Source organism: Alkalihalobacillus pseudalcaliphilus (genome assembly GCF_028610675.1).
In the GTDB taxonomy this organism is placed as follows: Bacteria; Bacillota; Bacilli; order Bacillales; family Bacillaceae_D; genus Alkalihalobacillus; species Alkalihalobacillus pseudalcaliphilus.
On the sequence record NZ_JAQQWS010000002.1, the window covers coordinates 87,561 to 108,857 of the forward strand.

Sequence of the window (21,297 nt, forward strand, 5' to 3'; positions counted from 1 at the left end):
TCATCAAAAAATAAATGGAGTCTAGCCATTCAAGCCTCCAAAAAAATGAGAATATCATGTGTTATTTAAAACTCTAATCATATTTTTATTTAATTTTAGTTCTTTATAACGAATAAGTCAATAAAATAAAAAAATAAATGGTCCGAGCTCTGCTCTTAGACCATTTAAATAATTTCCTGACTAACTTGCATAAGATTTTTTAAGCATTGCACTGCCTTAGTTCTTTCTTTGATTCCTATCTTTCCATAAATATCACTTATATAATTTTTAGTCGTACCTTCACTTATAAACAATTTTTCTGCAATCATTTTATTAGAATAGCCTTCTATCAAAAGTCCAATCACATCTTGTTCCCTATTTGAAAATTTGATTCTTTCTCCACGAGGAATTATTCCTGGTTCATGATACGGTCGACCTAGGACATCAAAGTCTTGATGTACAACTAATTTCGCAAGCGTATGCGGAAGTAAGATTTGCCCCTTCATAATATCTCGGATTGACTGAATTAACGTATCATAACTCATACTCTTCAATAATAGGCCATCCGCTTCAATAATTAGCTTCTTAATCATATATATATCTTCATCCATATTAAGAATAACTAATATTTTTACTTTTTGGTTAAGTTCCCTAATTATAGAAATGAGATCGCCGTTTAATAATGATGAATAATCAATAACTACTACATCAGCCATAGTGAGGTTACACTCATTCAGTGCTTGCTCACCATTCTTAGCAGTTGCAACAACTTTCATATCAGGTTTTGCATCAATTATAGAACGTAATCCTTCCAACATTAATGTTTGTGAGTCAATTATCATGACACGTATGCTATTCATCGTTTCCCCTCCATCAAATGCCCTTACCATGTCGTTCTGAGTCTTATCACCTAATTCAAATATAACACTAAAATATAGTCTCATACATTTATTCATAAAGAGACTAAATAACTACTTATCAACATTTGTAAGTAAGTTTAATTTACTATAATTCCTACAAACTTACAAATTTCAACCTTACTAAAAAGGACTTATTACTCATAAATTAACCTAAAAATATCTAGAGAAAAATAATATATTCTGTTTATTCATGTAGATTTTTATCGATTCAGTCATACTTATCAATTTATTGGCATAAATAAAAATAGTTATTTTAAACTAGTTCTAAATTCAACAAATGACTTAATAAAAAAAACCTGTGACTAATTTTATGACCGTAGTAACTATCCATTATTTTCAAAATAGTTAAAATTAATAGTAACAATATGATTTAAAATATGTTTACCAGTCTTAATTAGAGTGAATGACTATTTTTAGAGGGGGATTCCGAGATGAGGAAAGAGGGACTAGATGTTGAATGGCTTTCTTTAATATCTGAAGCAAAACGGTTAGGTTTAACATTAGAAGAGGTTAGAGATTATATAAATAATTCGAAAAAGCGACCAACTGAAGATAGCTTCAATATATCGAATATCAGCTGATCACTTACATAAAACGATTAAAGTGAGGATTCCCCTATATGAATGAGCATGATCGGTACAATACCGCTCATGCTCAAGATATGCCCATCTTACTATTTATAAGGGGTTTCAATAATAAGTGTTGTTCCACTTTTTTTCGATGAGGTTATTTGCAAGTTTCCTCCTATTTGCTCGATTCTCTTTTTCATTGAATGTAAACCAAATCCATATTCAAGCTTGTTTACACCCTTCCCATTATCTTGGATGACTAACTTTACACAATCCTCTTCCTCGGTTAGATGTATAGAAAAATTAGAGCTATTACCGTGTTTAATACCATTTGTGAAAGCTTCTTTTAAAACATAATAAACCACTTGATTCAGTTCGTTTTGCTTGATCTCCGTCTTCATATTTAGATGTAAATCAACGATAACCCCTGTATTTACCTCTACCTCAGATATAACCAACTTAACCACCTCGGTCAGCTGCACGTCATCTATCGAATCAAACTGATTAAGTAAATGGACGGAGTGTCTAATTTCATTCAACCCTTTTCGTATTAGACCTTGTGTAAGTTCTAATTTCTCCATCGATAATTCCCCATTTTTTTCAAACAATCTTCTGCTTGCTTCAGCTTGTACAATCGCTGTGGTGAGAGTGTGCCCTACCACATCATGGATATCTCGGGCAATGCGGTTTCTTTCCTCCAGTACCGACTTTTTCGCCATCGTTTCTGCCATTTGCTGTTGCGTTCTTTCTAAATAGTAGGTTCTTTTTTTTACTTTCTCTTCAAGTGACTCATTTAATACTTGCATCTCTTTATATAACCTTGCATTCTCTATAGCTATAGCAGCTTGAGTCATTAATAGCTCTAAGAATAGTAAGTCTTGTTTCGTAAAGGCATGAGTAAAAAGGTTATTCTCTAAATATAAGACACCAAATAATTGATGATGATGAATGACGGGTACTACTAAAACGGATTTTGGCTTATACATTGGCATATAAGGATCGTTGCTGAATCTAAAATCTTTCATTAAATCTTCAAATAATAGGGCCTTTTTCAACTTAATCACATAATCAATTACCGTCGCAGGTGCTTGCTCATACGCTTGGATTGAAACAGAATCCATCTCCTCAATTTGAATATCCCCTTGCTGTAAATAGCCTTTCACCTCCACTAATAATTGATCGTTATGATGAAGGATAAAAAGCCCAGAGTTAGCTCCTGCATTTTGAAGAGCAATGTTCATGAGTTGCTGAAGTACTTTTTCTAAAACCATTTCCTTCGAAAGAACTTGAGCCGCTTTCATTAAACTTAAGCTGTCTATTCCCTCAACAGGAAAACTTTTCACTTGATTTGTTTGATTGAGTTGATACAATTGGCGGTTTTGTTCCACAATCGTCTCTGCTCCCCATTTTTGAAAGGACTCGTTGGCTTGTTGAATATACATCTGAGCCCATACCGGTTTATTCTGCTCAATATAAAGGTAATTGAGCAGTTGACGGATGATTGCTTGATGGTGAAATAACCCTTGTGTTGTCGATAGTTTTAAGGCTTTTTGTAACGAGTTTCTCGCATGCTCAAATGACTTTTTAATCGCATAATAGCAGCCTTCAATGATGTCATATCGGCTTTCAAAATTATCCTTATTCACTTTTTTCCATTTAGTAACTCGCTTTAAATAGCTTGAGACTATTTTCCGATGAGCCTTATCGCTTTTACCGGCCATACAAATAGAGAGGCTGTGATAGACCCAATAATCTACCTGAGATGCACCTAACACACTATTCCGCCCTTCAAATAGATACTTACTATCTTCCACCTCTTCTAAGCATTTTTCATATCTTCCTAACATCGTCCAATAAAAGCTCATAAGCAATGAAAAGAAGGAAAGTGTTGTTTCTCGTGATTGAAAATGTGTTTTGATCCATTTGTATAACGCCTCTATTTCTTGATTCAACTCTACTGTTTCTTGCCAATTCTTTAAGGCTTCCATCACTTTTTCTACTAGCTGAAAATAGTAGTTGAATTCCTCTAATCGTAGAGTTTGTGCTTTAATTCGATAGTCTTCAACGTGTTTCAGTAATGAGGTCAACGGATGACCCAGCATTAAATAGGCATTAAACGACATAATCAAACAGCCTCCAGCTACGACTAAATTACCCGATTTTTTATTGGTTTCATAAGCAATTTCTAGGTCAGTCAGTTTATTGACTAACGGTTCCTGCCAATGCTGAATAAAGCCCGAAAAGATAAAGCGGGTAACACCTTTTGTAAACGAGTCTGAATTCTGACCGATTTTTTCTGTAGCCCACTTTGAAACGTGGTAGGCTTTCTTATAATGGTGAACTCCTTCGCTTAATACCATCGCATATTGAGATAAAATGAGACTCGAGTTCCCTTCTGAAAAAGTTGGATATTGAAGCTTGACAAGACGTAATACATGCAGAGCATAGAGATCTTTTTTATACCCATAGACCGCTATACCCATAGCTTCTAACAGTGAAAAAACCATTTTCTCCTGTTCACTATAACCCTCTTGTTTAAGGGGTTGATACTGAAGAACTCGATTCATTCTTACATGGACATTCAGCAATTCATATAATATATGGAACTTGATTAGCCTTTTCGGAAATGCATATCCAAGAAGTGCTAGTCCATCGAGGCATAATTGAATGACTTTTTCTGGCTCTGCTAAATGGTTCGTCATTTTTATTTCTACACGCAGCACCTCGACCTTTTCCTTTACGGTTGTAGCACTTTGATATAGTTCGGTCGTTAACGCTTGTGCTTCTTCATTATTGGCCAGAGCGTATAAACACCGTGCCTTCCCTATATTGAGAATGAACTCAAGGGACGGGTCGTCTTGTACCCATTTTAATCCATGCTCATAATACACACACGCTGAGTGATGGGCTTCAACCGCTGCATAATTGTCTGCTGCCATTAAATTATATTGGGCAATTTCTAAGCCCTTCTCTTTTGATAATGGAAGCTCCGTGCATTTATTATAATGGTCAACAATGGTGGAAGGAATTTGTGCTAATTCTGATAATTGAGCTAGCATGGCTTCTGCAATTTTATAATGCTTTTCCATTCTGTTTTGCTTGTCGATATTTGCATACAAATACGTCCAAACTTGGTCATTTATAAATGTTAGGACTAATTCTTCTATATTTAAGGATTCTATACGTTTCACAAGTTCTAATCTTTGCCAATGAGTGAAGCATGACTCAATGATAGTAGCTGAATAATTCGAAATCTGTTGTAAAAGCTCAAAATGAAATGGCTCACCAAGGCATAGACAGTACTCCCATAATTCCACTTCTATTTCTGACATATGCTCTATAATACTTGGAAGTGCTTCAATATTTGTTTCCTGTCTCTCTTCAATAATAGGCAGTTGTGAAAAGGACCAATAACCTTCAATATGATTAAAAGTGAATTGTTTTTTCTCATATAAACTTATTAATTCCTGTTGAAGACGATAGGGATTGCCAGCTGTTCGTTCAAATAATGTTGTTAACGTCTCATCCTCCATGTCTTTTGATAAGGTAAACGTGCTGTTTAGCCAAAGTAATAATTGCTGCCTATTTAATGGCTGTAGCGTCAGCACTAAATCAATGGATACATTTTTTAAGAGCATTTGACGAGCCTTATCATTTCTATCTAGTTGACTTTTTTCATTGAGTTGGAAAGCCAATATAAACAAGACTTTTTCAACATGTACCGTCAATTTATCTTCTTCAAATAACGACAAGGACGCTTCATCAAACCATTGCATATTATCAAAGAAGAAAATGATTGTTTTGCCTTGCTCGCAGAAACACTGAAGAAACCTCCTAATTGCCTGTTTAAATGAATGGGCTTCCATGTTAATGGGCTCACTATCTACTGAATCCTCATCCAGTATTAATAAAATATCGGGAAATATTCGATAAAAAACAGATAAAGAATCACCTAGACCATTTTTAAAAATGGTTCTCCATTTCATTACTTCCGCATTTCCTTGGGCAATGATTTGATCAATGAGTTGAGAAAATCCATTGATAAAACCGTGGTATGCTTGATGTCCTTTTCTCTTTTCAAACGACGCTTGAATAAAGTAGGTATCTTTTTGCACGCCCTTGAAAACATGCTGTACAATGCTTGTTTTTCCGACTCCAGCCTCTCCTTCTATGAGCACCACTTTAGCCTCATTGACCGTGTTTGAATAGATAGTTCGAAGCTTGTCGATCTCTTTTTCTCTACCAATCAGTGTTGAAGAAAACTCCAAGGTCGTCGACTTATCACAGTCGCCTAATGTTAGTTGGTCATCCTTAGAACTATCTGTAAGTTCCATCAACCTCTCACAGTCTTTTATAAGTCCATATGCACTTTGATAACGTTGCTCTGGATTTTTGTCTAGTAGCTTCATAATGATCATGGAAAGCCTGAGAGAGACATTTTGATCAACTAAATGCGGTGGTGTTGGCGTTTCACTTATATGGGCATGAAGCCATTGAACTTCATCATTTGCTCGAAAAGGTAATTCACCTGTTGCCCATTGATATAACAAAATTCCTAATGAATAAAAATCACTTCTTGTATCTATAAACTTTCCAATTCTCCCTGTCTGTTCTGGTGACATATACGGGGCGAACCTTTTTTCAATATGTACATTGGCTAACGCATTTGTTTGTATTTTTAAAGCATCAATATATTGAACACCGATTAGCTTACATTTCTTTGGCGTGATCATAAACGAAGTCGGGATAACACTACGATGAATATAATCTTGTTGATGAACCTGTGCTAGAATGCTTGCAAATTGTTTAATGATTAGAAGATCATTTAACTCATAAAGTCTTTTTTGCTCCATGAGCGTTTTTAGCTGAATAGCACCCATATCTTGTGCTACAAGGTATGGTTTCTTTCTTGGAGCATTCTCATACCTTAGCTTGAAAGTGTGCGTCGCTTCTGTCATCTCTGAACTAATTGCTGCGACTTTCTCTAACTCTTCTAAATGAGATTTAGGAGTTTGATAGGTTCTGCCCATTAAAATGAGTACAGGTTCGTTCGTCAATGCCTCCACAGCTCGATATAATATAAAGTTCGTTTCATTATCAATCGTCTCTATATAATGATAACCCTCAATCATGTGTATACCTCACTCACTTATAAGAATGAATTATGAAGTAAATTGATTTAAATAGACAATCGCTTGGACACGGTCATTAATATCTATTTTTTTGTATATTTCACTAATATAATTCTTTACTGTACCTTCACTAATAAATAAGGTTTCCGCTATTTTTTTATTGCTACAACCCGTCATTAACAAATGAACCACTTCCATTTCTCTTTTGGAAAAATAGATTCCTTTAGCTTGTAATTCTTTTTCATTAAATGGTCTTGAGTGAGTAATAGAATCTGCACTCTTTATTCTTTTTGCAAGCTTTTGGGCAATTTGATTAGGTAAAATCACTTGTCCCTCATAAGCATCTCTCATTGACTTGATTAATTGGTCATAATTCATATCCTTTAATAAAAAGCCATCAGAACCGTGAATTAAACCTGAGATGATATAATCCTCTTGAGCAAATGTCGTAAGAATCAGAATTTTTATATGAGGTAATTTCGCTTTAATCTCGATAAGACTATCTATACCATTCATAACTGGCATCTGAATGTCCATAAGTATAATATCTGGCTTAATTCGAACTGCTTTACTGATAGCTTCCTCTCCATTTTCTGCTGTTGCGACAACTTTCATATCGTCTTCTAACTCGATAATTGTCTTAAGGCCTTCCCTCATTAAAGTCTGGTCATCAACAATCATAATGGTTATCATTCTTTATACCCTCCAATTATAAATCACCGTTCGATACACTTTGAATATGCCTAATTAATTTCAAATATTAGTAAATTAAATGTACTATATATTGGAATACTAATCAATTTGTATCAGCATATCTGTACTAAAAAAGCAGACGATGAGGTTCGTCCACTTTCAATTGCTTCACTCCTACTCTCTACCTAATTTTTGATAATAATTTGTTAGAGTTAGTAAGCCTTTATCAAAATTTTCGAGATGAAAATGTTCATTCGGTGCATGGAAATTCTCAGATGGTAAGCCAAAGCCCATCAGTACGATTGGTATTCTTAATACGTGAGCAAAGGTTTCTACAACAGGGATGGACCCGCCCATTCTCGAAAAGGCAACAGGAGCCTGGTAAACTTCTTCATACGCCTTGGCAGCCAATTGGAAGACTTTATGATCAACCGGTGCGGCAAATGGCTTACCTGTATCATATCGTTTCGTTGTTACGGTAACACCAGGTGGAGTATGGTTTTCAATATGCTTTTCTAAGAGTGCCGTTACTTCTTCAGGGTCCTGTTCGGGGACGAGACGACAAGTTATTTTAGCATGGGCCTCAGCAGGTATAACGGTTTTTACCCCTTCACCCTGGAAGCCCCCGTAGATGCCATTAACCTCTAGGGTCGGACGTACCCACGTTCTCTCTAACAAGGAATAACCCTTTTCACCAAAAAGCTCTGGTAATTCTAATTCCTTTTTGAGTGCTTCTTCATCATCATTTAACGCTTTAAAAGCAGCTCTTTCTTGCTCTGTTAATTCCTCTACCTTATCATAAAATCCTTCTACTTGAATGCGTCCATCTTGATCACGCATTGAATCTAAAATTTGAACGAGTGCATGGATAGAGTTCGGAACTCCTCCTCCATATAAGCCTGAATGGAGATCTCCTTTTGCCCCTTTGACTGAAATTTGTAAAGAAGCTAGGCCTCTCAAACCTGTACAAATAGCTGGTTTGCCTTTAGCTAATAAAGGTGTATCTGATATAACAAGTACATCAGCACGTAATAGCTCTTTATTTTCATCGACGAATTGGTCTAAATGCACACTCCCAATTTCCTCTTCGCCTTCAATAAGGAATTTGATATTGACGGGTAGTTCATTATGAACTTTAAGTAAAGCTTCAACTGCTTTAATATGCATGAAGGTTTGTCCTTTGTCATCGGTTGCTCCTCTTGCATATATCTTTTCATCACGAATGGTTGGTTCAAAAGGTGGTGACTCCCAAAGTTCTAATGGGTCAACAGGTTGAACATCATAATGGCCATAGATAAGAACGGTTGGCTTATCTGCTGCATGAAGCCAGTCGCCATAGACAACAGGATGTCCTCCGGTTTCCATGATCGTGACATTTTCCATTCCTATTTCTTGAAGGGATGCAACTAACCATTCGGCTGATTTCCTCATATCACCCTTGTGCTCTGATAATGCACTAATAGATGGTATCTTAAGGAACTCACTTAGCTGTTCTAAGTGTCCTGCACGGTGCTCAGTCAAGTATTCCTGTAAACGATTTGTCATAATGATCGTTCCTTTCTTTATATGAAAGTTAGAGCGAACATGGAGCATTGCTCCTCGCTACCGAAAATGATGCTCCGCGTCCTGCGGGGTGACGCTGAACTAACTGGCACAACCAGTGGATTTCAGCCCGCCACTACGCCCCGCGAGAGTCTCCGCATATTTTCGTCCGCTGGGTTAATCTAAATTCACAAGTTCAAATACAGTTTTACATCATTCATTAAAATGAACCAAAACAAGAATCAAGCTGAATGAAAAGCCACCAATTAAAAGCTAAATCATACTTTCATGTTTATTTGTGGCGAAGTGAACATGCAAAATAGTAGCTCCTAAATGGCATTCAGAAGCTACTTTAAGTATACATGATATTCACGAAATTTTCGTACCATTTTTAAGAGGTTGATCTGCTTGTAAGAGAATAACATCACCTTCACTAGGTACTGCGCCTAATACTAATACTTCCGATTTAAAACCAGCAATTCTTCGTGATGGAAAATTGACAACAGCCACGATCTGTTTACCAATTAACTCTTCTGCTTGATAACGTTTTGTAATTTGAGCACTTGATGCCTTCATCCCTAGCTCTTCACCAAAATTAATGGTCAATTTTATTGCTGGGACTCTTGCCTCTGCAAAAAACTCTGCTTCTTCAATGGTTCCAATCCGAATGTCTAGCTCCAAGAAATCATCGATCGTTGCCATCATATCCCTCCTTTTTTAACCATTTTACCGATAAAAGAGAGTCTCATACAAGCCTTATGCGATTTATCCTTTTTGAATCGGCATCCAAATTTGTGTGCAGTAGTCTTTTTTCGTTACATCACCAGGTGGGTAAACTTCTAATTCTGGGGCGTTAGCTAACTGATAACCTGTTGCTGGTAGCCACTCTCGGAATATCCGATTTGTCACCTCAGAAACAACCTCACTAACTGGCCCTACTGCTTCAAAGATGGCCCAAGTTACAGCTGGTATCGTTACCCTCTCATACCCAATTGGTACCTCTGCACCCCGCTTTAATTCGACGGCAATCATATAGTCAAATTCATTTTGTTCCTCATCGAAATTTAAACAAACACCTAAGTAACCAAAGTCGGTCATAACTTGTTCTAAAACTTCACAAGAACCATCAGAATTAAATTCATTCCAAAACAAAGGTATTTTTTTAAAATTCTCACCATTTTTGGTTGTTAACCTCATTCTCTTGCCAACAATATCATATGACTCTTTTTCAACAATACGATAATCCATTTCAACCGCTCCTTTTATTTGAAGTTGGAAGGTGATTTTCGGATAAGCAATTAGCATCCTTTCATTCTTTCTCACCTGACTTGGAGAAATCCCATGTAGCCTACGAAAAGCTCTTGCGAAAGCTTCAGGTGAGTCATAGCCATATTTAAAAGCAACATCGATTACTTTCTTGTCAGCTTCTAATAGATCTTTTACCGCTAAGGTTAGCCGTCTACGCCTTATATACTCTGTAGGTGTTACGCCTATAAGCATATAGAACATACGCTGATAATGAAACTTTGAGAAATGGGCTATCGCCGCTACTTCCTCCATATCTACCTTATCCGCTAAATGAGCTTCGATATAATCAATGCTTTTAGCTAAATGGCTTAGTGCTTCCATCCAATCCTCTCCTTCTGCTCCATTGTAGAGCTCCTATTGTCTACATTCATGATAATACTTGCTTTCACCTGCTAGCCTTAAATAAATTAATTTTCATAAATTCGTCAAAAATGAATATATTCTTCTTGACAGTAAGAATGATATTCATTATCATTTAACTAAATTGATAGTGATATTCATTATCATTTAGAATCTCGATAACTACTTTTAAAAAGGAAGCGTACTTATGATGAGCAAATCATTCACACTCATTTTTATACTGACTACCCTTTTGCTTTTCGGTTGTTCCGACACTTCTTCACCCCAAAAGGAATCAACAACATCAGCAAATGACACGTACTCGATTACAGACTTTGCCGACAGAACGATTGAGCTTGAACATGCACCAGAAAGAATCGCAGCACTCAGTAATGGTGAAATGGACATTATTTATGCACTTGGTGGTGAGCTAGTAGGTAGACCGAATGGAGTTAGTCACGTTGAGGCTACAAACGATGTGACGCAAATCGGATCGACACATGAAATTGACTTAGAGCAATTAACTTTAGCTCAGCCTGACGTTGTTTTAGGCCATGCACAAATGAACCTTAAAGATATTGGAACCATTGAAGGTTTGGGTGCTGAATTTGTGTTAACTCAAGCACAATCGATTGAGGATATTCAAAATCAAATCCAGTTATTTGGAGAAATGCTGCAAAAGGAGGATAAAGCGGCAGAACTTTTAGCAACGATGGATGAACAGATCAAGCAAATTCAAGCGAATCAACCTGAACATAAAACACGAGTCCTCCTCGTTTACGGTGCACCTGGTACGTACATGGCAGCTTTACCAAACTCATTAAGTGGACATTTGTTAGAAGTAGCGGGCGGTGAAAATATCGCCAGTGACTTTGAACAATTAGAGGCTTATCCACAATACGCTCAATTAAATACAGAAAGAGTCATTGAAGCTAATCCTGAATACATATTACTTATGAGTCACGGTAATTCTGAAGAGGTTAAAAAAGGCTTTCTAAAGGAAATGGAACAAAATGCTACTTGGAATAACTTAGAGGCCGTCAAGCAAGGTCGAATCGAAGTTTTACCATCTGATTTATTTGGTTCTAATCCTGGTACACGGGTTACAGAAGCACTTGAAATCTTAGCCCAATTATTTGCAGAAACGTCGGGACATTCGGCTCAATGAATAGACGAAATAAACGAAGAACGCTCTTGATATTATCAGCACTACCAATTCTTATCATTGTCTCATTACTTGGAATGTCGGTTGGGTCTGTCTCGATACCATTCCTAGATTTAATGAATATCATCTTCCATAACGACGACTCTATTTATCGAACGATACTAGTAGACTTAAGGATTCCAAGAGTTTTAATTGGTTTACTTGTTGGTGCTTGCTTAGCGGTTTCAGGGGCAATTTTACAAGGTGTGATGAGAAACCCACTCGCAGACCCGGGCATTATTGGGGTTACAGCGGGCGGAGGCATGATGGCAAGTATTACGATGTTAATGCTTCCTCAACTAAGCTATCTACTCCCTATCACCGCTTTTATAGGAGCCGTTGTTACGGCATTAGTTATTTATTTACTTGCTTGGGATAAAGGAGCGTCACCACTAAAAATTATCCTTGCTGGAGTTGCTATTAATGCTCTTATTGGAGCCGTTCAAAACGGTTTAATGGTGATTTTTAGTGACCGGGTTCAATCGGTCATACCTTGGCTCGCAGGAGGGCTTAATGGGCGAAGCTGGTTTCATCTCGACTTTATGCTTCCCTATGCCATAATCGGTTTGCTTTTATCACTTTTAGCCATTCGACCTGCTAACCTACTACTTCTTGGCGATGATTCTGCCAAACTATTAGGACAAAAAGTAGAGTTACAACGATTTCTATTAATCGTATTAGCTGCCCTTCTTGCAGGAACGGCTGTTAGTGTTGCCGGATTAATTGGTTTTGTCGGTCTTGTTGTACCGCATGCTATCAGGATTTTCATCGGTGAAGACTATCGCTTCTTATTACCGCTATCTGCTGTATACGGTGCGATTTTGGTTGTTTTAGCTGATACAGCTGCACGGACTTTATTTGACCCCATCGAATTACCTGTTGGTATTTTACTTGCTGTTTTAGGTGCACCATTTTTCCTTTATTTATTGAAGAGAAAGGGGCTTCATTCATGACGGTCGAAATTGCAACAAAAAATCTGAATGTCCAGCTAGGAACCTTTCACCTGAATGATGCCACTATCGACATTCCTAAAGGGAAGATGACCGCCATTATCGGTCCAAATGGTTCTGGTAAATCAACCCTACTAAAAGCTCTCACACAGCTCGTTGGAACGAATACGGGTTCTATTAGCATCAAGGAAAAAGACATCCATGATTATAAAAGGAAGGAATTTGCCCGAACTGTAGCTATGCTCCCTCAGAGCAAGCAATCCTTTCCTAACCTGACTGTACAGGAATTAATCGCTTATGGTCGCTCACCATATAAACGTTTCTTTGAAAAGACTTCACTCGGGCATGACCAAGAAATCATCCAATGGGCGATGGAAATAACGAATACACAAAAGCATGCAGACAGGCTTTTTCATACTTTATCTGGAGGTGAGCAACAAAAGGTACGTATCGCCTTAGCACTAGCACAAAAAACAGATATTCTTTTACTTGATGAACCAACTACCTTTTTAGATGTCACTCATCAAATTGAACTCATGGAGTTACTGGAACAAATTCAGCGGAAATTTTCCATGACGATTGTTATGGTTTTACATGAATTACAGCAAGCTGCCACCTATTGTGACTACGTGATTACGGTCAAAAATGGTTCTATTCGTGCTGCAGGCAACCCTGTTGATTTATTAACAAGTGCTTTTATCAAGGATATATATAACATTGATGTCAAAATTTTATTTGATGATGGTTTGCCACTCATTATCCCTGTTAAAGGCCAGTTTCATAAAACAAGATTAGAAATATGAAGTCACTATATAAAACTGAAGGAGGAGTTAAAATGGTTATTGTTACAAACAAATCAAAGATTACTAAAGGAAATGGTGAAAAGTTAATTGAACGTTTTAACAAAGTTGGTCAAGTTGAATTTATGGAGGGGTTCCTTGGTTTAGAGGTGTTATTTACGCAGAACACACGCGATTACGATGAGGTGACTGTCGTAACACGCTGGAACTCTCGTGATGATTTTAAGAATTGGACGAAGAGTGAAGCCTTCAAAAAATCTCATACGAAAAGAGAAATCCCTGAGTACATTCTTGAAAATAACATTGGTTTCTATGATGTTAAGGTTGTGAGAAATCCTTTAAAAGCTGGTGACTCTGATACTCTTGAAGTTGCACAATAAGTGATATAACTAACCATCTAGGTTGTAATAGAAGCAAGCCTGTAACTGTTTACTTTATGTAAATGGTTACAGGCTTGTTTTGTATGGAAGTGTACTCAAGCTCATGTGCTCTTCTTCGAAGATCGCTGCGGGAATGGGGGGCACGCACCCTCCGGCGGGCGCTGAGCTAATCGGCTACGCCGCTGGATCTCAGCCTGCCACTACGTACCGAGGGAGTCTCCGCATAACTCGCCCGCTTGGGTACTGCTAATTCTCAAGTTCAAAACTGACTAACTACATTCTAAAAAAACAAAAACCAAATTAAATGAAATGCCGCCGGTCAAAAAGCAAACCCTTACTTTTATGTTTGTTGGCGGCGAAGTGTACAGGCTTTGTCATAGGCGTTTTGGATGAAAGTTTCTTAGGGTGGTGGGTTGTGCCGTTGTAACTACGTGATTGTTTTGAAATCAAATTGACGAGCTTTCTTCCGGTTTCATTGCTATATTTTTTGTTTTGCTCCGCATTGACGGCTGATTTTTCCGCTTCTTTGCTGCGTATTTTCATTTACTCGGCATTGGTGGACGCTATTAACTCTTCCACTTTCCACATCGGACTCCGTTTTTATTTTATGTTTGAACGTTAATTTCTTGAGGTTAATTTACCGTGAACGACTAGTCTTCCTAGCTCTCGATCTAGCTGATAATCGCAAGTCGATAGTGTGATGATTCTATCTTTACTGCCTACCTCAACATCTGTAGTGATTGCTGAGCGCTTTTTCATTTCTTGTAACAGCACGTCAAATTGTTGTTCTTCTTGAAAGTCCGTTTCAATATAATAGAAATCTGTTGTTGTGACATAGGCGGCAAATATCTCAACCTCGTAGCTTTGATAAAGGGTGTCAAAGGAAAATGAAGGATGCTCTTGATAAAATTCCGGCTCTAAATATTGATTTAAACCGGCAAACATCGAGCCATCCTTCATTCGATGTCCATACACAATAGTATGTTCTTCTTCTAAAGTAATGTCATTTCGGAAGTCCATAAAAATGGAACCTGCCCGCGTCTCTTGATGTAAATAATTCCGATTTAAATAATAATCATTGTCTGTTGATTGTAGAATGGGATAATCGATCTTTGTTCCCTCGACGGTTATCCATGCAACTATGTCTTCATTGATATCTAACAAGGGATTAAATGAGCTCCGCTGTTGTTGGTTTTCTTCTGATTGTTCTTGTCGTTCTATTGGGGAATATACTTCTTGAATATCTGTTAATACTTGATGATTCCGATAATAGTCATAGCCAATTTCGATTAGTCTGTAAGCAGAATAGATAAAAATGAGGAGGCAGATAATCGTAATTATTCTACTTCCTCTTTTCTTTTTTATTTGTTGAGTCTTCATAAGATCGTCCTTTTTGTATGAAAGTTAAAGCTGAAACTCATATGCCGAGCTCTACTTGCCGCTACCGAAAATCATGCTCCGAGAAAATCACGTGGCGCTGAGCTAATCGACGCAGCCAGCGGATCTCAGCTCTGCCACTATGTCCCACGGGAGTCTCAGCATGAATCGCCCGCTAGGTACTGCTGATTCTCAAGTACAAATAACATCATAAAAAAGTAATAACAAAAAACAAAGTAAATGAAGAGCCAAAATACTAAAGACAATATTCAACTTTCCTCTTTGTTGGTGGCGAAGTGAATCGGGCTTCGCCATGGGTTTGTGTGGTGTTTGAACCTATAACCTCGCTTGTTATAATTATATATTTAGATTTACTCGGGCTTTCTCCTTCTTTTTTGTGCCGCAACCCCGTGATTCCTCGTTTGCTCGGGCTTCCTCTTTCTTTTCCGTGCGGCAACCCCGTGATTCCTCGTTTCCTCAGGCTTCCTCCTTCTTTTCCGTGCCGCAACCCCGTGATTCCTCGTTTGCTCGGGCTTCCTCCTCCTTTTTCTGCTAACAACCCCGTGATTCTCCGTTTGCTCGTTTTAGATGCCGAGTGGAACGACGTATAGGTCATTGTCCTCTACTTTCACTTTGGCTCGTATGCCGTATATTTTATGGATTACAGCTTCATTAATTACATCCTCTGGAGAGCCTTCTAATAGCTTTTGTCCATCCTTCAAGACGAGAAGGTGATCGCTATAACGTATTGCTTGATTCAGGTCATGCAAGACCATCACTATCGTCATACCTTCTTCCCTATTTAACCTTTTAACTAAATCTAAAATTTCAAGCTGATGATACATATCTAAGTAGGTTGTCGGTTCATCTAATAACAAGATTGGTGTTTGCTGGGCTAGTGCCATCGCGATCCAAACGCGCTGTCGCTCCCCGCCGCTTAATTGGCTGACGGCACGATACTTCTTTTTCAATAGTTGTGTTTTTTCTAATGCCCATTCAACAGCCCTCTCATCATCTTTACGGTCTTTCTTTAGAAAATGTTGATGTGGAATTCGTCCATACCGAACGAGTTTTTCTACCGTCATATCATCAGGAACTATATTATGCTGATGAACGACCGCAAGACTTTTAGCAAATTCACGAGCAGAATACGCCTCAAGTCTTTTGCCATCCAACACAATTTCCCCTTCTGTGGAGAAATACAACCTTGCTATTAGTTGAATAAAAGTCGATTTACCCGAACCATTTGGACCGATGATTGTCGTTATTTTACCAAGAGGTATTTCTGTTTGTATATTTTGAAGTTGCTTCTCCTTTTTTGTATAAGAAAAAGATATATCCTTAATTAACATCTCGTTATTAAAGCTCCTTTCTCCGCAATAAAATAATCAAGAATGGTCCTCCGATAATCGCCATAATGATGGAGGCTGGTATTTCATTCGGGGCAATAATCATTCTCCCCAAGGTGTCGGCTAAAAGTAATAATAACGCACCTGCTAAGGCTGTAAAAGGTAGCAAAATCTTATAATCGGTCCCTACAAGTTGGCGAGCCATATGAGGAACTAATAAACCAATAAAGGCAATGAGTCCAGCTACCGCCGTTGATACAGCTGCAAGCATAACAGCAATCGCTGAAATGATAAGACGTGAACGCAACACGGATATTCCTAAGCCTTTTGCCGTTTTGTCTTGAAGAACTAATAAATTGCACAAATAACCGACACAAAAAGCAGCTAATAATCCAATGCCACCAAACCAAAGAATAATCTCTACATCCGTCCAGCTTTTCATCGCTAATGTTGATGTCGTTGTGGGGCTAATACTTGTCACCGTATAGCTACCGCGGTAATTAAACGTATCACTTAACCCACTAAACACAGCATTAATAGCCACACCAATTAAAATTAACTTAACCGGATTTAAGCCAGACTTCCAAGACAAGCTGTATACGAGAAAACAGGCAATTGCCCCTCCAATAAATGCAAATATGGGTGACCAGAAGTAAAGCGTCGGGAAAAAGCTAACGACAAAAACGGAAAAAAAGCCAGCCCCAGAAGAAATACCAATAATTCCTGCGTCTGCTAGTGGATTGCGCATAACTGCTTGCAGTAAAGCTCCAGAAACAGCAAGTGCTGCCCCTGCCATCATGGCTGTAATAATCCGTGGCAATCTTAAATCACGAATTACCGCCACTTCATCATGACCACCTTGGGTTAAGCCTATCAATAATTCTCGAAAACTAACTTGAATACTACCAGATAAACTAGAATAGATAAGTACACTTACTAATAAGATACCCACCACTACAAAACTAACAATCTTTTTATTCATTGATTCACCTTCTACCTTAAGAGGTAAATATTCTTTCATTATTTTATAGGATGCTCTGCTACTTCATTTATTCCAAAGAAACTCGTGCACTCAGCGATAGAGGAAATCCACTAATACATCCATTGCCCGACCAACAGCTAAATTACCAGTTGTCGGAAAGAGCTCCTCCTCCAAATCATAAACACGGTCATTTTTAACCGCATCAAAGTGTTTCCAAATATCATCTGTTGCAAATTTGTGGTCGAACATCTCTATCACTTCTTCAGGCATTCCATGTGCTGCACGTAAAATCACATCAGGGTTTGCTTGTTGAAGGTATTCAGTATTAGAAGCCAAATATTCAACCGTTTCTCCCTGTACAATATTAGTACCACCCGCTCTTTTCACTAGATCACCAATATAAGAATGTTCTGTAGCTACTAAATAACTACCTGGTACACCTAATAAAATTAAAACCTTCGGCGACTGCTTGCCTTCTACTTTTTGCTCGGATTGACTTAACTGCTGTTCCAAAGATTTAATGAGCTCCTCTGCCTCTTTGCTCCGGTTATGCATAGAGCCGATCACTTCAATTTCCAAAAGCATATCCTCTAAGCTTTGAAAGTTCAAAAAGCTAGCAGGAATATTCGTCCGTTCAAATATTTCTTCTAAATCACTTTGTAAGGTCGTAACCGAATAAACATGTGTAGGAGATAACGATTTGATCAGCTCCATATCAGGACTCATCGGATTCCCTATTTCCTTGATCCCATCATATCGCTCTGGTAATCCCTTATAAGTTGTTGGTACACCAACTAGATCGATGTTGAGTTCTGCAAAGATTTCCGCCGCTGCTACCGTCGTTGCGATAATTCTTTCTTCATTATTCAGTTCTTTCTCCACTGTACCCTCTGATACATCCTCACTGGCTGACGAACAGGAGATAAGGAAGAACAAAAAACATAAACAGGCTATATGTTTCCCTATTAATTTCATCCGTTTCCCTCCGAACCACATACATCTGAAAATAAGACTGTCTCGGCCCTTAATAGAAGGGCCAAGACATACATTTTACAAGGTACCTAGACGATACTTCCTAATTAACATGAAAGCAGAAGCTATTAGAGCACTAATAAATAATCCAATCATTAAAATGCTTGTCGTATCATTTGTTTTAGCGTTTTCAGTTTGATCCCCGCTACCTGTTTGAGTAGGCGTTTTTTCTAAGTCTTCATCATCACGCTCATACTGTAAGCCTTCTTCATTCTCATCATCTTCATTGTTTTCTTGTTGATTCCCACCCGAATTACCAGGAGGAGTACCACCTGGTCCCTCTATTAGGTCAACACTATTAGCATCAAAAGCAATCTGTACATTGTACTTACCGTCATATAAGAATGGTTCTTCAAAAAAGACTTCTGTATATGCCGCTAAGCTTTCGTTTAAGTCCTCAACCTGGAATTGAACAACTCTCGTAAGAGCTTGCTCATTTTCAGATATAACTTCTGCATCGACTAGCTGACCATTTTGTTCTGTTTGAAAAACACGAATCCAGTTACTATTTTTGACTGTTAATTGAATATTCATCTGTTCATTATCAACTAGAAGTTTAGCAGGTTTTACCGTATACTCATCCATTACAGAGATTTCTTCGCTACCTTCTTTAAAAATATTGAAATTAATATGGTAGACCCCGTTCGCAAGTTCCCCTTCACCTAGCTCATCCTCATCATTATTCTCAGGATTTGGAGTTGGTTGTGGAGTCGGTCCTGGGTTTGGACTTGGCTGCTGCCCACCACCTGGATTCGGTGCTGGTTCAGGTGGAACTACCGGATTACCTTCAGCATCTACTAAACTCGTCATATCAAATAGAATCTGTACTTCATAGCTACTGCTATATTGAATAGCTGGTACAAAAACAGATGTATAAGCCTGTAAACGCTCCTGTAATTGATTAATCGGGAAACGGACCGTACGTTCATTTTTTGCTTCATCCGTATGAACAACTTCACTATCAAGTAATGACCCGTTTTGCTCTGTTTGGAAAACCGTAATCCACTCGCTATTTGTAAGAGTCATTTCAATATACTTCTTGCTGTTCTCTACAGTAAGCTTTGCTGGTTTCACCGTATAACTATCCATAACAGAAATCTCATCTGTCCCATTTTTTAATACTTGGAAACCAATTTGATACATGCCATCTTCTAGTTCGACATCACCCGCACCATCTTCTGGATTCGGTGTCGGTTGCTCTGGTTCTTCTGGAGCCGGTTGCTCTGGGTTTGGTTGTTCTGGCTCTGCTGGATCCGTATCACCTTCACCTGGCTCTTTCGAATCTTGAATATCTACTAATGTATCCATATCAAGTGCCAATCTGAATTTTTGTGTGTTTTGATAATTAGCAGCTGGAACGACCATATCTACTTCTGCGTTTACTACTGTTTGAGATGTCGGCCAATCAAATGATAGAACTCGCGATAATTGTTCACTATCTTCACTTTCAACGTTTCCACTCACAAATTCTCCCAAATAATCAACTCTTATATCTGTCAGTTGTTGACCAGGTCGCTCTTGGACTGTTAGAAATAGCTGTACACCCTCATCGGTTATTTCTAAACGTGCAGGATTGCCTAGATAGCCAGCCATTGAAGATTCACGATTGTCATCGGTTGCATGTAAAGCGTTAAAATTCAATTGATACGTACCATTTTCAATGTCTGAAAATAGATTTTCACCTGGTACCTCTGGTTCTTCTGGTGTTGGTTGTTCTGGTTGTTCTGGTTGTTCTGGTTGTTCTGGTTCTGTATCATCTTCATTTTCTTCTGGTGTTTCTTCATCATTTATTTTATGAGCGTGATTAAAATCAAATTGCACTCTAAATTTTTGTGTGTTTTTGTAGGTTCCAACTTCCATATCGACTTCGGCTGCCATCGGTTCTTCCACTAAATTAACGCTAAATTGCTGCACTGGATTTCCGTTACTTGGAATCTCCATTAATTGACCTGCTTTTAATGATCCATTATGAGCAAGCCTTATGCCTTTGATGCTGCCCCTCTCATCCTTAACCTCTATTTGTACATAGGCCCGATCTTCTTCTACAATCAGTTTAGCTGGACTAAGTAAATAGCTACTCATCGAAGAATCTCGCTCTTCAGTAGCATGTAAGGTAGAAAACGTGACTTGGTATGTACCTGTTTCTAGCAGAACTGGCTTAGATTCGTTTCCTTCTTCATCTGAACCTGGTACCTCCTGCTCTTCTTCTTCAGGACTAGTATCCTCCTCTTCTACTGGCTCTTCTTCTTCTACTACGTTTATTGCTTTTAAACTTTCAGCATCAAATTTTATATGAACCGTATAGCTATTGTCGTAATTTAACATAGGGATCGTAACTCGCGTCGAGCCAACTACACGTGTATCAAAATCCTCTATTGGAAATGCGACTACTCGTTTATCATTTTCTTCATCTACGGAAATCACATCGGCATCAATGAAAAGTTCCCCTTGCATCGTTTGGAAACTTTTTATCCAATCACTGTTCTTCAAAGTAAGATGAACAGTCTTTTCACCTTCCTCGACCCATAATGTAGCCGGTTTTTCTGTATAACCATCCATGACGGATGATTCGTCAGTGTTTTCTTTTAATACAGAAAAGTTAATCGAGTATTCTCCATCCTTTAATCCTTCTTCCGCCTGGACTTGTATAGCGGTTAAAGGAAAAGTTTGTGAGAAAATAAGTAGAAATGCAAAGAGCATTAAAATCGCTTTTTTCTTATATACATACATGGACGCTTCCC

17 protein-coding genes are annotated in these 21,297 nt (G+C 38.1%); 6 read left to right on the top strand and 11 right to left on the bottom strand.

The window, feature by feature from the left end; translation table 11 throughout:
* Positions 1-164: 164 nt before the first annotated feature.
* A complete protein-coding gene (locus PQ479_RS07110) occupies positions 165-839 on the bottom strand; it encodes a LuxR C-terminal-related transcriptional regulator (RefSeq protein ID WP_047986884.1) in 675 nt (224 codons plus the stop codon).
* Positions 840-1,330: 491 nt separating this feature from the next.
* Between PQ479_RS07110 and PQ479_RS07115 the strand changes: the two genes are divergently transcribed.
* Positions 1,331-1,480 (top strand): anti-repressor SinI family protein, encoded by a 150-nt coding sequence (locus PQ479_RS07115; RefSeq protein ID WP_083991128.1) that lies wholly within the window; start codon positions 1,331-1,333, stop codon positions 1,478-1,480.
* Positions 1,481-1,572: 92 nt separating this feature from the next.
* Here PQ479_RS07115 and PQ479_RS07120 read toward each other — a convergent pair whose 3' ends face one another.
* From PQ479_RS07120 to PQ479_RS07140, 5 genes are all read right to left on the bottom strand, one after another.
* Complete coding sequence (locus PQ479_RS07120; RefSeq protein ID WP_047986883.1) at positions 1,573-6,600, bottom strand: AAA family ATPase; 5,028 nt, start codon at positions 6,598-6,600, stop codon at positions 1,573-1,575.
* A gap of 30 nt (positions 6,601-6,630) precedes the next feature.
* Positions 6,631-7,293, bottom strand: a complete 663-nt coding sequence (locus PQ479_RS07125) for a response regulator (RefSeq protein WP_047986882.1) — start codon at positions 7,291-7,293, stop codon at positions 6,631-6,633.
* Positions 7,294-7,467: 174 nt separating this feature from the next.
* Positions 7,468-8,838, bottom strand: coding sequence for a dipeptidase (locus tag PQ479_RS07130; RefSeq protein ID WP_047987060.1), 1,371 nt, complete (start codon positions 8,836-8,838; stop codon positions 7,468-7,470).
* 366 nt (positions 8,839-9,204) lie between these two features.
* A complete protein-coding gene (gene csaA / locus PQ479_RS07135; RefSeq protein WP_047986881.1) occupies positions 9,205-9,537 on the bottom strand; it encodes a chaperone CsaA in 333 nt (110 codons plus the stop codon).
* A 63-nt stretch (positions 9,538-9,600) separates the two neighbouring features.
* Positions 9,601-10,464 carry an AraC family transcriptional regulator gene (locus tag PQ479_RS07140; protein WP_047986880.1) on the bottom strand — a complete coding sequence of 288 codons (864 nt, stop codon included), beginning with the start codon at positions 10,462-10,464 and terminating at the stop codon, positions 9,601-9,603.
* 229 nt (positions 10,465-10,693) lie between these two features.
* On the opposite strand from PQ479_RS07140, the gene PQ479_RS07145 reads away from it, so the two are divergent.
* The 4 genes from PQ479_RS07145 to isdG are packed head-to-tail and all read left to right on the top strand — an operon-like array spanning position 10,694 to position 13,816.
* Complete coding sequence (locus tag PQ479_RS07145) at positions 10,694-11,650, top strand: ABC transporter substrate-binding protein (protein WP_047987059.1); 957 nt, start codon at positions 10,694-10,696, stop codon at positions 11,648-11,650.
* Positions 11,647-12,639 carry a FecCD family ABC transporter permease gene (locus PQ479_RS07150; protein WP_047986879.1) on the top strand — a complete coding sequence of 331 codons (993 nt, stop codon included), beginning with the start codon at positions 11,647-11,649 and terminating at the stop codon, positions 12,637-12,639. Before PQ479_RS07145 ends, PQ479_RS07150 begins: the two co-directional genes overlap by 4 nt.
* Positions 12,636-13,439 carry an ABC transporter ATP-binding protein gene (locus PQ479_RS07155; RefSeq protein WP_047986878.1) on the top strand — a complete coding sequence of 268 codons (804 nt, stop codon included), beginning with the start codon at positions 12,636-12,638 and terminating at the stop codon, positions 13,437-13,439. The genes PQ479_RS07150 and PQ479_RS07155 overlap by 4 nt, the downstream gene beginning before the upstream one ends.
* Before the next feature lie 32 nt (positions 13,440-13,471).
* A complete protein-coding gene (gene isdG / locus PQ479_RS07160) occupies positions 13,472-13,816 on the top strand; it encodes a heme oxygenase (protein ID WP_047986877.1) in 345 nt (114 codons plus the stop codon).
* 618 nt (positions 13,817-14,434) lie between these two features.
* Here the strand turns inward: isdG and srtB are convergent.
* Positions 14,435-15,196 (bottom strand): class B sortase, encoded by a 762-nt coding sequence (srtB, locus tag PQ479_RS07165; protein ID WP_047986876.1) that lies wholly within the window; start codon positions 15,194-15,196, stop codon positions 14,435-14,437.
* Between the two features lie 323 nt (positions 15,197-15,519).
* On the opposite strand from srtB, the gene PQ479_RS07170 reads away from it, so the two are divergent.
* Positions 15,520-15,804, top strand: a complete 285-nt coding sequence (locus tag PQ479_RS07170) for a hypothetical protein (RefSeq protein ID WP_273716881.1) — start codon at positions 15,520-15,522, stop codon at positions 15,802-15,804.
* Here the strand turns inward: PQ479_RS07170 and PQ479_RS07175 are convergent.
* The 4 genes from PQ479_RS07175 to PQ479_RS07190 form a co-directional block, all read right to left on the bottom strand.
* The gene (locus PQ479_RS07175) at positions 15,778-16,545 is read right to left on the bottom strand and encodes an ABC transporter ATP-binding protein (protein ID WP_047986874.1); all 768 of its coding nucleotides are present in this window, start codon (positions 16,543-16,545) and stop codon (positions 15,778-15,780) included. The genes PQ479_RS07170 and PQ479_RS07175 overlap by 27 nt on opposite strands.
* 7 nt (positions 16,546-16,552) lie before the next feature.
* Positions 16,553-17,524 (bottom strand): FecCD family ABC transporter permease, encoded by a 972-nt coding sequence (locus tag PQ479_RS07180; protein WP_047986873.1) that lies wholly within the window; start codon positions 17,522-17,524, stop codon positions 16,553-16,555.
* A 90-nt stretch (positions 17,525-17,614) separates the two neighbouring features.
* Positions 17,615-18,499: a heme ABC transporter substrate-binding protein IsdE gene (gene isdE / locus PQ479_RS07185; RefSeq protein ID WP_047986872.1), complete on the bottom strand. Its 885-nt coding sequence runs from the start codon at positions 18,497-18,499 to the stop codon at positions 17,615-17,617.
* Positions 18,500-18,574: 75 nt separating this feature from the next.
* Positions 18,575-21,286: an NEAT domain-containing protein gene (locus tag PQ479_RS07190; protein ID WP_047986871.1), complete on the bottom strand. Its 2,712-nt coding sequence runs from the start codon at positions 21,284-21,286 to the stop codon at positions 18,575-18,577.
* Positions 21,287-21,297 lie beyond the last annotated feature (11 nt).